Source organism: Arthrobacter sp. (genome assembly GCF_048266065.1).
Lineage (GTDB): Bacteria > Actinomycetota > Actinomycetes > Actinomycetales > Micrococcaceae > Arthrobacter_H.
This window is the reverse complement of record NZ_JBLXAH010000001.1, coordinates 496,883-511,984: the sequence shown is the minus strand read 5'-3', so window position 1 is coordinate 511,984 and position 15,102 is coordinate 496,883. Positions and strand designations below refer to the sequence as shown.

14 protein-coding genes are annotated in these 15,102 nt (G+C 61.4%); 3 read left to right on the top strand and 11 right to left on the bottom strand.

Going from position 1 to position 15,102, the window contains the following annotated elements; genetic code table 11:
- Nucleotides 1-70 precede the first annotated feature (70 nt).
- From ACN0TP_RS02525 to ACN0TP_RS02515, 3 genes are all read right to left on the bottom strand, one after another.
- Nucleotides 71-412 (bottom strand): DUF86 domain-containing protein, encoded by a 342-nt coding sequence (locus tag ACN0TP_RS02525; RefSeq protein WP_417216181.1) that lies wholly within the window; start codon nucleotides 410-412, stop codon nucleotides 71-73.
- Entirely contained in the window at nucleotides 409-852 is a 444-nt protein-coding gene (locus ACN0TP_RS02520) for a helix-turn-helix domain-containing protein (RefSeq protein WP_343900401.1), read from the bottom strand. Before ACN0TP_RS02520 ends, ACN0TP_RS02525 begins: the two co-directional genes overlap by 4 nt.
- Nucleotides 853-1,003: 151 nt before the next feature.
- Nucleotides 1,004-1,210 (bottom strand): DUF4177 domain-containing protein, encoded by a 207-nt coding sequence (locus tag ACN0TP_RS02515; RefSeq protein ID WP_343900400.1) that lies wholly within the window; start codon nucleotides 1,208-1,210, stop codon nucleotides 1,004-1,006.
- Nucleotides 1,211-2,568: 1,358 nt separating this feature from the next.
- Here ACN0TP_RS02515 and ACN0TP_RS02510 point away from each other — a divergent pair.
- Nucleotides 2,569-3,372 carry a hypothetical protein gene (locus ACN0TP_RS02510; RefSeq protein WP_417216179.1) on the top strand — a complete coding sequence of 268 codons (804 nt, stop codon included), beginning with the start codon at nucleotides 2,569-2,571 and terminating at the stop codon, nucleotides 3,370-3,372.
- A gap of 227 nt (nucleotides 3,373-3,599) precedes the next feature.
- On the opposite strand, the gene ACN0TP_RS02505 is transcribed toward ACN0TP_RS02510, so the two are convergent.
- The 4 genes from ACN0TP_RS02505 to ACN0TP_RS02490 all read right to left on the bottom strand — a co-directional run bounded on the left by ACN0TP_RS02505 (nucleotide 3,600) and on the right by ACN0TP_RS02490 (nucleotide 8,520).
- Nucleotides 3,600-4,202, bottom strand: coding sequence for a hypothetical protein (locus ACN0TP_RS02505; RefSeq protein WP_417216177.1), 603 nt, complete (start codon nucleotides 4,200-4,202; stop codon nucleotides 3,600-3,602).
- 207 nt (nucleotides 4,203-4,409) lie between these two features.
- Nucleotides 4,410-6,587: a hypothetical protein gene (locus ACN0TP_RS02500; protein ID WP_417216175.1), complete on the bottom strand. Its 2,178-nt coding sequence runs from the start codon at nucleotides 6,585-6,587 to the stop codon at nucleotides 4,410-4,412.
- 231 nt (nucleotides 6,588-6,818) lie between these two features.
- Nucleotides 6,819-7,202 carry a hypothetical protein gene (locus ACN0TP_RS02495; RefSeq protein WP_417216172.1) on the bottom strand — a complete coding sequence of 128 codons (384 nt, stop codon included), beginning with the start codon at nucleotides 7,200-7,202 and terminating at the stop codon, nucleotides 6,819-6,821.
- Nucleotides 7,203-7,959: 757 nt separating this feature from the next.
- Nucleotides 7,960-8,520 carry a hypothetical protein gene (locus ACN0TP_RS02490; protein ID WP_417216170.1) on the bottom strand — a complete coding sequence of 187 codons (561 nt, stop codon included), beginning with the start codon at nucleotides 8,518-8,520 and terminating at the stop codon, nucleotides 7,960-7,962.
- A 183-nt stretch (nucleotides 8,521-8,703) separates the two neighbouring features.
- On the opposite strand from ACN0TP_RS02490, the gene ACN0TP_RS02485 reads away from it, so the two are divergent.
- Entirely contained in the window at nucleotides 8,704-9,045 is a 342-nt protein-coding gene (locus ACN0TP_RS02485) for a hypothetical protein (RefSeq protein ID WP_417216167.1), read from the top strand.
- Between the two features lie 300 nt (nucleotides 9,046-9,345).
- Here the strand turns inward: ACN0TP_RS02485 and ACN0TP_RS02480 are convergent, their stop codons facing one another.
- Complete coding sequence (locus tag ACN0TP_RS02480) at nucleotides 9,346-9,840, bottom strand: hypothetical protein (RefSeq protein WP_417216164.1); 495 nt, start codon at nucleotides 9,838-9,840, stop codon at nucleotides 9,346-9,348.
- 688 nt (nucleotides 9,841-10,528) lie between these two features.
- A complete protein-coding gene (gene ychF / locus ACN0TP_RS02475) occupies nucleotides 10,529-11,614 on the bottom strand; it encodes a redox-regulated ATPase YchF (protein WP_417216161.1) in 1,086 nt (361 codons plus the stop codon).
- Nucleotides 11,615-11,668: 54 nt separating this feature from the next.
- Between ychF and ACN0TP_RS02470 the strand changes: the two genes are divergently transcribed.
- Nucleotides 11,669-12,922 (top strand): DNA recombination protein RmuC, encoded by a 1,254-nt coding sequence (locus ACN0TP_RS02470; RefSeq protein ID WP_417216158.1) that lies wholly within the window; start codon nucleotides 11,669-11,671, stop codon nucleotides 12,920-12,922.
- Here ACN0TP_RS02470 and ACN0TP_RS02465 read toward each other — a convergent pair.
- Both ACN0TP_RS02465 and ACN0TP_RS02460 read right to left on the bottom strand, forming a co-directional pair.
- A complete protein-coding gene (locus ACN0TP_RS02465; protein WP_417216156.1) occupies nucleotides 12,919-14,007 on the bottom strand; it encodes a 4-hydroxy-3-methylbut-2-enyl diphosphate reductase in 1,089 nt (362 codons plus the stop codon). The two genes, ACN0TP_RS02470 and ACN0TP_RS02465, sit on opposite strands and share 4 nt — an antisense overlap.
- Nucleotides 14,008-14,017: 10 nt before the next feature.
- Entirely contained in the window at nucleotides 14,018-14,950 is a 933-nt protein-coding gene (locus ACN0TP_RS02460) for a hypothetical protein (RefSeq protein ID WP_417216153.1), read from the bottom strand.
- Nucleotides 14,951-15,102 lie beyond the last annotated feature (152 nt).

Below are 15,102 nucleotides of genomic sequence, written 5' to 3'. Positions count from 1 at the left end.
TCAATAACGCTACACGTTAAACCGGAATTCAACCACGTTCCGTAGCCGAACAACCTCTGCCTCGGACCCGTCATGCGCCCTCGTCCAACCGAGCCAAATAGCCATGGATCGCCGGCAGGTCGACCACGAGAGTGTCCCAGACAGCCCCGTAGTCCGTTCCTTCATAGTGATGGGCCAGACGGTCACGCATACGCTTGATGAGCGACCAGGGCACATCGGGATGCAGAGCTGTCGTCTCCGTGCTCAGTCGCGCAACGTTTTCCCCGATCTTGATGATCAGGGACTCCGCTGCCAGGCCAGGGACGTTCTGCGGGTCGTCGACGAACCAGGCGTGTCCACGGGCAACCAAAACCGCGCCGACGTCACACAGGCGCACGATCTCCCGCAGCGCAGCTGCATCCCGCCCCGTCATACGGCAACGGCCGTGGTCAGCACCTCATGATCAGCTCGCAGGCCGCCATCAGTCACCACGTCGACCTCGACTCCGAGCAGTTCCGTCGCCCGCTCAGTGAACGCGGCCAGCGCCATCAATCCGACGCCGGGCGAGCGTGTCACCAGGATGTCGAGGTCACTGCCCGGTTCGTCTGCCCCGCGCACGACCGACCCGAAGACGCGAAGGTTCGTGAGGCCGTAGTTCCCGGCCAACGTCACAAGCTCGTGCCGGTGCTCAGCCAGCGCCTGATGAGGCAGCGGGCGGGCGGCGCGTCGCAGGCGCTCCAACATAACCGCCGAAGCCCTGCGTCTGCCGGCCTCGTACGCCGCGATGTTGGGTTGTGCCACTCCTGACCGGTCGGCCAGCTCAGCTTGGCTGAGACCGGCCTCCTCACGCAGTTGTCGTACGGTGTTCACCATGCAACTATCATATCGCGTGATATATAGACCCGCGGGGCTCGAGACCCCTAACACGTTCAATCGGACTCCACCGCTTTGCAATGCTGAGACCCTGTCGACGCGCCGGCACTTCGGGCTATCCAGACTCCCCGGCGCGTTTCGCGATGTGCGATTAACCGAGGCTCTCGAAAACCATCGTTGCCTGGATGCGGTCACCGCCACCGATTCCCTTGCTCCCGCTACTCGCAGTGGTAATGGTGTGGAGTCGATAGCCCTTCGCGGCCTGCTCGTTGATGGCCTGCTCAAGGGAGGACAGGTTGCCTGAACCGGTTCCCCAGAGTTTCTCTTTGAGGATTACCTGTACGACGACATAGTGCATGACGTGACTTCTTCCGTTGCTGGTCAATTTGGAGTCATGCTACTCGATGCTGCGAGGTCCGGGCATAAGCGTGCATCCCAAAGGTCCTGAAGGAAGTAAGCCCTGCCAGCCGAAGCGCCGAGCGCACGGCTCCGCAGCCTTCTGCGTGATCCGCACTTCGACTTGCCGAACCTTGCCCGCGTTCCGAATGAATGCCGCCAAGACGCCAGGTGGAATTCTCAGGGCGCCGTCGCCTCGGCGAGACGTCGCGGCTGCCGCCGCCAATGTACCCCTGCGATGTTTGCGGCGACCTGCCCACAGAGCCCGGCTGTTCTGCCTTAGCCCGGAATTCGACAGGGGATTAATCCAGACACTCAACCCGACGAAACTCGCTGTCAATCATGGCGTGACCCCAGTTAGCTCATGATGGGCGTTCTAGACAACGCAATTCCTGGCCTCCAGCTTGTAAGCCGATCGAATAGCAGATTCGGCAGAATCGTGGGGAAGCTGACTACACGTTGAAACGGGAATTCCACCACGTTTCGTAACCGATCAACATCACCGGCGCCTGCGATCCCAGCTACGTCCTCAGGCTCCGCGGCCGGCGGCCCTCGCGTGGCGGCGTCACTAACGGGGGCGCCGAAATGGGTAGGGCCACCACCACCGATGTTGCGATCGGCGCTCAGCCCTGCGTCGAGCAGTGTCCAGATAATCGTCACGCGCTGGGACAAAGACCGACTCAGGCAATCTCAGCGGCGCACGATTCAACTCACTTTCTGCCAGCAGATGGCTAATTGCCCTCGGCATCAGCCGCATCCCGCCAGAACCTTTCACGGACCGCATGAGCTGTCCGCCCTGCTCAGTGAGCCTCATCCTCCAGGATGGATCGACCTCAGCAAGGCCGGAACCCACCAGGATAGATATTGCCGTCTCAATCTGTGTCCTTGAAGGCACGTCGGCCTGCAGCATGTCCCATCCTGACAGCAACCCGCGTACCGATGAGGGGTGCTTCCCTCGACGGAGCAGGGTCATAAGCGTCGCGGCGTCCTCCTTGTCTCTACGGTCCATGAAGTTCAGGCTAGCCAGCTTCGAGCCCCCCGCCGAATCGGGAACAGCCACCGTTCCCGAAGTACTTGACGTTCCCGTCGGTCCAGGAAGCGAAGGAAGAAAGGCCCGAGATGCGATCAGCATCCCGAACCTTTCTCAAGCAATTGGTCGAGGCCTATACATTGAAGCGGAACTCCACCACGTTCCGTAGCCGAATAACCTTTGGTTGTCTCCGCTGAGGGACGACGTCCGCGGGATCCAGCGCGGGATGACTACCTCAACGGATCATAAGCAAGAGGAGCGTGCCCTGAGACAACTGGCATACTGTGTAAATGTTGTACAGCGCACAGTACCTGGACGAAGATGCCCTCGCGAACTACATCGCCGCCCTTGAAGGCGGGCTACGTGACACCGGCACATCGCGTACTACAGGTAGCCACGGGTTCGGGGGTTCAATCGGCTGGAACTCGACCAAATTTGAGGGGTCGAAGGACGCTGAGACCGAAAGCACCCTGAACTTAGTCGACCACAAGGCTTCTAGGCTAAGACGACTCATTGAAGCTGGGCACAAGAACCCTGAGCAAACGGGATGGTTCGAGGTCCTTCAACCAGACGCTGACTTCGCCGAGATTGGAACCGGTGCGATTATCGAATGGGAATGTGATGTTTTCGTTCCCGAGTCAATTGCAGCCATGGCGAACCACGAGGGCCTGAGTAGCGCACTACAGGCTATGAAGGGGTTGCAACCGTCAGCAGAAGCCCTCGGCCTTGACATAGAGGGAGTACCCACCGTTCAGGAGATGGACGCAATGGCATCCTTCCTAGATCAACTTGATGTTGCGCTGGTTGTCGTCGGCGACGACAGTGATACAGACTGGAAAATCGTCGGTTCTCTCGACAAGCGATGGATAGCAGGCGAAGCATCTTTCGATGGACGAGTACGCGTCATCGGAAAAGTTAAGAAGAAGATCGCCGCCGATCGTTGGTATCCAATGGTTTCACTTCCCGGCATGAATCTCGTAAATCGGGACGAACGACGCCGGTTGGAGCGACACGGCCCGAACGATGAAAGCGAGAAAGATCAGTTCGTCAGTGGGCCAGCTCTCGTTCTCGACTACCTCGCTATTTTCAGCTGACTCCTGCTCCAACCACTTGCGAAGGCCCTTCCAACGCGAGAGGCTGTCAACGAGTCGTGGGAAGCCGAAGCTGACACAAACGCCCAGGTCGGCTCTGGTAGCTGGTATTCATGCCACGGAAGCGGCACTACGTCGACACGCGCCCACAGCGCTGATAGAAGCGAAGACACGGCTCCGAACGTCATGACTCCAAGCAGCTGGCAGGGTAGCGAGCCTGCCGGGTCGCTTCAGAGATTGCGCGGGTCGGCGCAAATCTCGCACCTGTCGAGGTGGTGCTCGTCGAGCATGCCTGCTGCCTCGACTAGGTCACGAGCAAGCTGACGTGCTGCTGCAGTGATCGTTTTGGATGGTGCTTCGTACGTCACTTTCGTCGGTTGTCCATTGCTGTCTCGCTCGATCACGGCGATGCACACCAGATGGCCCTCCAGACCACCGCCGCTGGATGCCGATATCTCGATTCCTGCCGTGTCCAGCTCTAGAGGCGTTCCGCCCCGTTCCCGGCCTTCACGCTGTGCAACACCGGTGCCTCTGACGTAGTCCTCATAATGCTCGAACCTGTCGCGAAGGTTCTTGAGTTGGGGGTGCGCTTCATTAAAGCGACGGATCAGCTCGCTACCTTGCCCAAAGGACGATTCGGCTCCCCTGGCAACGTTGCGCACAGCGTCCACGAGCACCATGGTCATCGCGTCCCGACGGCCTGCCTCCGTTGCCGGCGACTCCGGGATCGAAATGGACTCTATGGTCTCGTAGGTCTGTGAAGCCGCAGCCGCCCACGCGTGAGCCCACCTGACCATGTCTTTGTCGACATTCCGGGGAAATTTCGTTGCCATGATTGAAGTATGCCTTTTCGGCTGAAGTACTGAGAACCTTGGCAGGCCCAGACATTAGACGGGAATACCAGAGCTCCCAATCACGGGACGACAGAAGAGTAAATTTGGTGGTCGGAGCCGGTTCTTAGACATTGAATCTAAATTCCACCACGTTCCGTAGCATACAAACCTATGGCTCAGTCATCGCGCATGCCCGGGCTGGCCAACCTAGAGGCTCTTCACCCGCGTGTAGAGCTCGCGCAAAGCAGCATCGGAGAGGTCGATTATCGGCTCATACATGAATGAGTTCACGTGGATGTTCTCCGGAGTCATGAGCACGACGTCGTCGAGTGTGCGGCGTGACTCGTCGGACCCGTGGCCTCGGTTCTTGTAAGCCTGGAAGAGCACCTGGGTCTGGTTGCCAGTGATCCCATCCGTGAACGTCGGGTCGGCAAGAAAGGCCACCATGTGCTGCTCGGCGACGATGCGAGTGGCAATGGACAGCACGATCTTATTCTCAAAGTTGATGCCCTCGTCCGCGGTGAGCGCCACTTCTGCCTGCTCGAACAGCAAATCAATGACCGGCTCCGTGCCGGCACTCCACGACTTCTTTTTCTTACCCGGCTTGAAAGTCTCGTTGAAGATCCGGTCGAGTTCGGCGTTATCGATGCTCGCCGAGTCGGCCTTCCAATGCAACAGCGAGGTCAACTTCAAGTAATCAGAGTCGTCCTCGCCCTTGGTGTACTCGAGGATGTTACGCACGAACGGCACCGAGGCAATGCGCTGCATGCCGTTGCCAAAGAAGTTTGTTTTGAAGGCGTAGATGAAAGGGTTCTTCACGTGGCTGGCCTGGCTCAGAGAGACCTTCCCCTCGCCCTTCTGGGCCATGAAGCATTTGTTGTAGCCGACGACACTTCGGCTGAGAAGCGTGCGGAAGAAATCGAAGTTGTGCGTGAGGAGGATCAGCTTAAAGCTCGCGTGATCCGCCATCTCCTTAAGGTATTGGATGATGGCGTACTTGTTCTTGTAATCGAAGGAGTCGGCGAGGTCATCGATGACAAAGATAGTCTCCTGATCCGTAGCCTTGCGCGCCTCCATCTCGAAGAGGACGTTGAGGATGTAGAGCGCTTTCTTTTCACCGTTGCTGAGCACTGACAGCAGGTCATCCCGTTCGACACTCGCGGAATCCTGGCCGTCACTAAACTCGAAGACCAGCTTAAGCATGGAGTCCTGGCCGAGAGCCACTTGGTGCTTGTTCTCCGCGCGGAGAGTGAACGGCACGAAGAATCGCTCGTTGAAGATCTTGATGACCTTATCCCACTGCGTGCTTTCGGCAGCCGCCTGCTGCTCGATAGCCTTGCGTCGCTTCTCGGTATCTTTATAGCACGTCACAACGCGTAGGAAAGCCTCCTCGTTCGCCTTAAGGTAGGACTTCCAGACGTCCTGATGGAAAGTTTGGACGTTGGCAAACTCCGGGAGGAGATCTTCCCGGTTCGCGATGAACTCAAAGAACTTTCGTGTGTCCTCATTGCGCTGGACAGCACGCTCGACACCGTCCAACTTTTTGCGCAGCGCGTCATCGTCGCTGATGCGCTGCTTCTCCTCGGTGATCAACGCCTGCAGATCAGCGTCGCTTTTAATTTGGCGCGGCTCATCCTCGCCGTGCAGTAGGAGCGAATGCTGAGCGGTAAAGAAGCCGTTGGCACCGAGGCTCTTCGTAACGTTCGTGGCATTGTAGTACGTGAACGAACTCCTGTTGAAGAACGTGGACTCGTCGAGAAGTTGATTGAGTCGGGTCACGTACGCAGTCAGTTGGGCCTGGACGTCAGCGCCCTTGAGCGCGGTGGCTACTTTCTCGTTGAAGAGCAGGTCGTGGGGCAGGTCGGCAAATCGAGCGTCCTCGAGTTGTTCGACCTCGTAGGCTATGCGCACTAGGGCGTCGTAGAACCGATCATCGCTCTGGGTGAAGACCTTCGAGATCGTCGAGATCACGTCCTGCTTCGTGCCTGCCTGAGCCGTTAATTCTCTGATCAAGGCGTCGCGGGCATCGACGAGATCAACCTGGAGCCCTTCGTACTCCTTCCGAAGCTCAGGGTTGACGAGCAGGGTCGAGGTCGACTCCGTCGGGCCGAGCTCCTCGTCGTAGGACAGGACAACGGCGACGTTCCCGGGGTCTGGCGACTGGCCGTTCTCGTCGGTGATTAAGCGCGAGGACTCGCGGCCGGGGAAGACTCGGTCGGTGGTCTCCTTGCCCGTGGCCAGGTCCCTGAAGGTCCGGGCGAAAGAGGTCTTCATCGTGCCGTTGGGCGCGTAGATGGCCACTGCGTTGCGGCCACCGAAGTCCAGCTTCGCGTCAAGCGATCGGATGCCGTGGCAGTTGGTCAGTTCAACTTTAAGCGTCTTCATGCCAACAGAATATGGTGCCAACAGGCCCCGGCCGGCAAGAACAGGATGAGCCGCTGCCGGTGTCGGCACTCTGGGGGCCGTCTACTCAGCCTTGCCCTTGCCTAAGAGCACATCGGAGTGGAGCTTCTCCAGCTCGTCCTCGATCTCCCAGAACTCGCGGGCGAGCCACTTCAGAGCCGACTTCATGAAGGCCTTGGTGTCCTTCTCCGGGGCTTCTGTCCGGTACCGGCGCTACATGGAGACAAAGTCGAACGGCTCGCCAGTGTCCGGGTGCTTGACGTACGAGCCGTTGCCCCAGACGTCGTGAACGATGAAGTGGCGGAGCTCAAGCGCTGCCTCCAAGCGGTCGACAACCGCCTTCGGCGCCGTGTCGCGGAGCGCCTTGACGAGGCGTGAGCTGGTGTCGTCGTAACCTCTTGCCCGAGTGTCCCAGTCACCAGAGGTCGCCTGTAGGAAAGTGCCACCGGCGTCCTCGGCCCAAGCCGCGGCGATGACAACCTCACCGATGAGCTGTGGGAGCTCCGGGCTGACCTGCCGCCTGGACATCTGACGGCTGAGTGACTCTGGCTCGTTGGCGAGCGCTTCCTTCAGCCGGTGGAGCAGCGCAGCGCTCACGGCAAGCTGCTCGGCCTTGGGTCGCCCCTAAAGATCTGGCGGCACTAGCCACTCAAGGAGCCCATCGATGAGGTCGGGTTCGTCTTCCGAGGCCATGACCCCGATCATGCCAGCGGGCAAGCTGCAAAGTGAAACCAGCCTCCCTCATGGTCAACTCAAGGCGCGCCTAGTGCTGTCAGGAGGGAAAATGCTCGTGGTCTTTAGTGTGCGTTAAGCTCACTGGACAGCGCGTTTGGTCGTGCAGAAAGTATGTCCTTCGGGCTGCTACACGCCTCAAATCGCGAGGGGAAGCAAAAAACCCCAGGTAAAAGGCTGTCTATTGCACATGGAATCTAAATTCAACCACGTTCCGTAGCCGAATAACCTATGTAAGCCAAAGGACGTAGGGCCCGCCAAAAGCTCTCGGCAAGCCCGACCCGCGCGTCACATCTCCTGGGCTTCGCGTCGCCAATGGTGAACCGATTTTCGGCCCGCGCTCTACGAGCAATTCCAAGTGGGGACTGTTCCACTAGAGGAACCCTCACCGGGCAGTTTTGCGGCGGGCAGGGAGTCAGGATCGGCACGGGCCTGGGCTCTGCGTCCCAGTGGTGGACTACGACAAATTTACGGCGTTCAACGTGGCCTACGTTTCTTGATCAGCAAGCAGAGCGGAACTCCTGGCTCTGCCAGCTAAGCGTCGAACTCGGCCCATTGCTGTCCCGCAGGAAAAGGTGCCGGGCACTTATTACCCCGTCACTTATCCCGGAAAATTTTCGCGCTAGAACAGCTCCGGCTGAACACTTCCCGGGCTGGGCACCTGCGATCCTGGGGCCGTGATGGTCGAGCGGACGACCACGGTCTCGGCTTCTCCTGGTTGCTCGGGTAGCAAATTCGCCCCATTGCAGTTCACGGAAGTTGTCGCCCCGCTAACCGTCCCTTTTGCCGTCGCTGGCGTGTAACCCGGCGGGAAACGTAGTGAATAGTAGGTTTCGCCACGGAAGCTTCCAGGCGCTTGGTTGCAACTGGTGCTGGCAAACGTAGAAAACGTCGTAGCGTTGAAATAGTCCTTTGGCGTTCCCTGCCAGCTCTTGTTGTTGCTGGTCTTCCTTAGGGTCGTGCGCAAATAGATCTCTGGCATGACATCGGTGCAATTGATGTTGCCTTCGACATTAATCGTGCCGCTAACATGCGTAGACCCGTGCGCGTAGTTCGTTTTGACTGTGCAAACTGACACAATCACTGCGGCTGAAGCTGGTGCCGCCGCCCCCACAGATCCTGCGACCAAGCCGATCCCGGCTAAGCTGCCGATCAGTGCGGCAGACAGTAGTTTCTTACCCATTTCCCCCCCTGAGATTTTCGATGGTAGGCCGAACTTAGTCTTCCAAGGGTTTTTGCACAATAGGTGGATTGAAGATTCCTCGCGGTTTTCGAATGGCACCCGCCGACGACTAGTTTGAACTGAGAAGATCCTCCACAATCAGATGAGCCGCGAAAACCACTACTACCAAGGAGCTGGGGCAGCATGAAGGTGACTCCATCGGACCTGCTTGCGCTGGAAGTTCGAATTTCCGCAAAGACGTATTTCGTTCGTTTTTGGGATGCGCCGTCCGGGAAGAACGCCGGTTTCCGGTCAGAATCAGCGTGCCTAACTGAGTCGAAGGGAATTCATGAAGTTCTTGAATGGGCGAAGGAAAAATGCAATGGCAGGGAATTCGAGGTATTCGCAGAAGGGCCAGCCCTAGTCACTCAAAGCCCCGATGGGATGCACATGCAAAAGAGCGCTGTTCGCATATACGGAGAGAACCCCACCGACAGAGAGGGGATTGAAATACATTCAGTCAGGGTCAGCAAGTCCGAGCAATGAAAACGTCGAGCCTGGTGCCAGCTACCCTTTGCGGCCTCCCAGAACTGGCCGGCTCCTGACCTTGGGCTCAGGTGCCGTTGTCCGCAATCGAACGCCCGTAAGCCGGTCCATTACCGGAACACGACGCCGGAAAACCCCGGCCCTGGTTTCGCCGAAATTCCGCAACAGGAATTTCCCCGTAAGACCCGCACTCAGAAGTGCCCGATCAGGGTGGCAGGAACGCAAAACCCCGCAGGGTCGGCAAATCGTCCGCCTAAGCGCCATAGAGAATGGCATGCCGTAGGTCTGACGGCCCTCCATTCAGGATATCGGTGACAGTGCCATTGAAATCAAAATGGCCGAATCCAGAAAACACAGATCGCAGACGCAGTAGATGCCCAGAAGCCTCTGGCGCGGATCCGCGATCTTCTTGCGTGGCCACCACCAGAGAAATCCAACAAAGAAAAGTAGCGGAAGCAAAATCCATAGCGCACCCGGATCCATGAGGGCTGCCAGGCCGGCGGCACATAACACAACAAGCAGCGACACGGCGCCAAGGGTCTTGACCCCCTCGCCCGCCCGCTCCAAGGACCGCCGTTGGAGCCACCATCGACCGACTTGCAGGAGCATGGCCACGACCAAACCGGCAAGTACCGGGCTCCACATGCGCTCCCCTGGCGGCACTTCCGCACCGTCCGACGACAATCCCGGAAAGGCAAGCCGCATCACCCCCGCCACCAAGCCCATGGCCACGGGAGCAAGCATCGTAATCCAGAAAGCGACACGCCGCTCTTGGGGGAGTTTCCGATCTTCCACAGTCGAACCCTAGCGGACGAGACTCCGCCTGATCCTCAAAGGAGACGCATTCGCCACAACTCTCTAGCATGCAGCTGCGCTCAGGGTTGCCCTGGCACGATTTCGATACCGCGATGTTCAATCTCCCGTGGACCAATACCGAGCACGGGATTCACCCACGCACCCTCGTCTTCACGATTTCGATAGCTCGGACAGTATGCATATACCTCTCCGTCCAGCGTGGCGACCGCACCAGGCCTACACAGCGCACGAGATTGCCTCCCGGCGATCGGCGCGGGCGCCAACCACATGACCGAAACACCCTTGCGTGAAACCCTGCCAGCATCCAGGACCTCCAGAAAGTGCCCATTGTTGTCGAGGTCGTACACCAGCCAGCACCAACGGGCCCCGCTGAAGGATCGGGCCCGGGGATCCCAAGTCGCCGGCACGAGGACGACGGGGCACTCCAGGTAGCCCAACTTGTATTCCACCAACGACCCCGGTTGGTGCGGCAACTCGATGCCTGCCATGCCTACATCCCCATCGATCCGACCGCTAATGGAACTAGGGGAATCCTAGCCGTGGTCTCATCGGGCAGCAGCCGAAGTCATCGACTCGGGATGATCGTCTCCTCCGGCGGCGGCCGTTTCGGAACGGTCCGCCAGCGGAGGCGCGAGGCCACTAGCATCGCGGCAGCGCGGTCCAGAGGTTAGAGCGCAAACCGAAATTCCACCACGTCGCCGTCCTTCATGACGTATTCCTTGCCCTCGATCCGCGCCTTGCCGGCGGCCTTGGCGGCTGCGGTCGACCCTGCGGCAACCAGGTCGTCGAAACCAATGACCTCCGCCTTGATGAACCCCCGCTGGAAGTCCGTATGGATGACTCCTGCAGCCTGCGGAGCCGTGTCACCCTGGTGGATGGTCCAGGCGCGTGATTCCTTCGGACCTGCGGTCAGATAGGTCTGCAGGCCCAAGGTGCTGAATCCGACGCGGGCCAGCTTGTCCAGACCGGACTCGGCGTAGCCGGCTTCCTCGAGCATCTCGGCGGCTTCGTCCTCGTCCAGTTCCACGAGGTCGGACTCGAACTGGGCATCCAGGAAGATGGCCTCTGCGGGAGCCACCAGGTCTGAGAGACGAGCCCGCAGGGCCTCGTCGGCCAGCCCATCCTCGTCCATGTTGAAGACGTAGATGAACGGCTTGGTGGTCATCAGCTGCAGGGAGGCGATCTCCGCCAGGTCCAGCTTCGCGGCAGCGGCACCGGCAAACAAGGTCGTCCCGGACTCGAGGACTTCCTGGGCGGTCTTGATGGCGGCCAGCAGGGAGGCATCGGCCTTCTTGGCCTTCACTTCCTTTTCCAGGCGCGGCAGCTGGTTTTCGATCGTCTGCAGGTCAGCGAGGATCAACTCGGTGGCGATCGTCTCGATGTCTCCCGCCGGGTCGATCTCCCCGTTGACGTGCACCACATCGGGATCGGAGAAGGCGCGGGTGACCTGGCAGATCGCGTCGGCTTCGCGGATGTTGGCCAGGAACTTGTTGCCCAGCCCCTCCCCCTCCGAGGCGCCCTTCACGATGCCGGCAATGTCGACGAAGGACACCGTCGCCGGCAGGATCCGCTCGGAACCGAAGATCCCGGCGAGCACCTTCAGGCGCTCATCGGGCAGGGGAACCACGCCCACGTTCGGCTCGATCGTGGCGAACGGGTAGTTCGCCGCGAGAACCTGCGCGCGGGTGAGGGCATTGAACATGGTTGACTTGCCGACGTTGGGCAGTCCGACGATTCCGATAGTAAGAGCCACGGGAGACAACTCTACCTGCCCCAAACTGTCGGCGCAGGCTGGCAGAGTGGGGGCATGGACGCTTTTGCATGGGTTGTGTCGACTCTCACGCTGCTTTTGGGACTGGTCATCGGGGCCGCGGGCCTCTGGTTGCTCGGGTTGCGGGACCGCTTTGCCGTGCTCACGGAGCAGAACCAGCGGGCCACCCACGAGTTGGCTGTGGCCCAGTCATCACTGGCCACCGCCCGGGGCCAGGTGGAATCGTTGCAGTCGCGCGCCGACGCAGACCGTGCCCGGGACGGGGCTGATCGACAGGTCCTGCAGGTGTTGGCACCCGTTGCCGAAAAGCTCCACCAGGTCCAGCAGCAGGTCACCGTCCTGGAACGCGACCGCGTCGAGCAATACGGCCAACTCAGCCAACAATTGAGCATGGCCGCCGAACAGGATGCGGCCATCCTGAGGACGACGTCGTCGCTCGCCGGCGCGCTACGCAACACCTCGGCGCGGGGTACCTGGGGCGAAGTGCAGTTGCGCCGCGTGGTCGAGGCCGCCGGAATGCTCTCACGCGTGGACTTCAACGAACAGGTCACCACCTCCGCCGGCAAGCGACCCGACATGGTCATCACCCTGCCGGGCGGCAAATCAGTCGCCGTGGACTCGAAGGTCCCGCTGAACTCCTACCTGCTGGCCCAGGAAATCGACCTGCTGGCCGAACCGGCGCGGGAGACCGAGCGCCGCTCCCTCTTGGAGGCCCATGCCAAGGCGCTGCGCTCCCATGTCGACGACCTGGCCTCGAAGTCCTATTGGGAATCCATTCCGGGCAGCCCGGAACTGGTGGTCTGTTTCCTGCCGGCCGAATCATTCCTGGCCGCAGCGGTCACCAGCGACCCGGGCCTGCTGGACCATGCGTTCTCCCGCAACGTGGCCCTCGCGGCCCCGGCGACGCTGCTCTCCATCCTCAAGGGGCTCTCGTTTGCCTGGCGGCAGGAGCTGCTGACGGAGAACGCCCGGGCACTGTTCGACGAGTCCCAGGAGCTGTATGCCCGTTTGGGGACCCTGGGGTCCCACGTCACCAAGCTCGGCTCCTCGCTGAAGTCGAGCGTGGAGAAGTACAACTCGTTCGTGGGGACGCTGGAAGCGCGAGTGCTGCCCTCGGTGCGCCGCATCCAGGACCTCAATCCCGGTCATGGAACCAATGCGGTCGACAAGGCCAGCCTGTCGGTCGCTCCACTTGAGGCCACGCCGCGGGTCCTCAGCGCCAGCGAACTGCTCTCCGCCGACCCGCTACCGGAGCGCGGCAGCGACGAGCAAAACAGCGAAAGCGCCTAGCGGCCGCCGCCGTGGCCGCCGAGACCGCGTGAGGAGTCCCCGGCTTCCTTGAGCTTGGAGCGCAGTTCCTTCGGCAAGGAGAACAAGATGTCCTCCTCGGCGGTGACGACTTCCTCGGCGGGCCCGAAGCCGTATTCGGTCAACAGGTCAAGCACTTCGCGGACCAGCACCTCCGGCACCGAGGCGCCGGACGTGACGCCGACGCTGGAGATGCCTTCGAACCAGCCCTCGTCGATCTCGTTGGCGAAGTCCACCCGGTGGGCGTCCTTGGCCCCGTATTCAAGGGCGACCTCGACCAGGCGCACCGAGTTGGAGGAGTTCGCCGACCCGACGACGATCACCAGTTCCGCTTCCGGGGCGATCTTCTTGATGGCCGCCTGGCGGTTGGAGGTCGCATAGCAGATGTCGTCGCTGGGCGGATCCTGCAGGTTCGGGAAGCGCTCGCGCAGGATGTTCACGATCTCCATCGTCTCGTCGACCGAGAGCGTGGTCTGCGAGAGCCAGATCAGGTGGTCGGGGTCCTCGACCTCGACGGTCCGGGCCTCCGCCGGGTTGTTGACGATCGTCGTGCTCTCGGGAGCTTCGCCAAAGGTCCCCTCGACCTCCTCGTGGCCCTCGTGGCCGATGAGCAGGATGTGGTTCTCGGCCTTGGCGAAACGCACTGCTTCGCGGTGCACCTTGGTAACCAGGGGGCAGGTGGCGTCGATGGTGCGCAGGTGGCGATCGGCCGCCGATTGCACGACGGCGGGACTCACGCCATGCGCCGAGAAGACCACCAGGGCCCCCTCGGGGACCTCTTCCGTCTCCTCGACGAAGATCGCACCGCGCTCCTCCAAGGTGGAGACGACGTGGATGTTGTGCACGATCTGCTTGCGCACGTACACCGGTGCTCCGTAGTGCTCCAGCGCCTTCTCCACCGCGATCACCGCACGGTCCACGCCGGCGCAATAGCCGCGCGGAGCGGCCAGCAGGACGCGCTTGGGACCCTCGACGGGTGCGGCCGCGGCGATTTCCTCGGGGGAACGACGACGACGGGGCACCCGGGGCATGGGAACGGAAACCGGGACGGCAGGGCTGATGGACATGCCATCCATGCTATCCGTTCCGTCGACGGTCCTCGATGAGTCGAATCACAACCCCGGCGACCACCACGATCCCCCCACCGATCAGGCACGGGACAGCCGCCGATTCCAGCTGGTCGTTCACGACCCGTATGACGTTCGCCCGCACGGCATCGCCGAGCAGCTGAGCGGCTTCGGACACGCTCGGACCGGCCCCGGGCTGCGCCACCGTCAGGTCCCCAGGGCCGGCCGACCACGGGTGGGTGAGCAGGACGATCGCCCAGATGCACGTCAGGAGCCCACCGACGGCCAGGACCGGTCCACGCGCACGGGGCCGGGCGCACCAGAGCGCCGCGAGGGCAGCCACCACTGCCAGGACCAGGGCCCATCCCCAGAATCCGGCGGCCCACACCACGGTGGCGATGCGCTGTGAGCCGGCCTGGTCCGTTCCCTGCAGGTCCAGTTGGACGGAGGCCTCGACGTCAGCTGGCAGCACGCCGGCAAACATTCCCAGCCCCAGGGCGTCGGCGCCATCCTTCAGGCGCGTGACCCCCTGCGTGGCCAGCGGTCCCAGCTCCAGGACCGCAGGAGCCGTCTCGGCGCGTCCTGCCCTGACGTCCTCCAGCCGGTCCACATAGGCCCGGCGGGACTCCTCGACGCTGGCGATCCACGCAGGTTGGAAGCGGGCGCTGTCCAGAACCGCCGTGACCGCGGTGTCGCTGGCGCGTTCCAGCACCCCATCCAGGGCAACCGGCACCGGCATGCCCTCCGGCAGCTGGTCGAGGATCCTGTGCAGGACCAGTGGCGGCAGCGCCGCCCGGACTGCGTCGTCGTGGGGCAGGCTGGCCGCGATGTCCCGGGTGGGCCCCTCCGTGTGCGCCAACCGGTCCACCAGTGATCCGGTGACGGCTCCCAGGACCAGCAGGGACGCCAGGATCATCAGCAACGTGGAGACCGCGGTGCGCACTCTGCCCCCTCGGGTCTGTTCCGTTTCCCTCCGGCGCGCCCTGAAGGTCACGCCCATTTATCCCAGCCTACTGGTATGCATGTACATGGAACCGGACGACCGCCGGGACGCACCGAGACCGGGGAGCAAGAGCAGTGGAGAACCCGAACCCG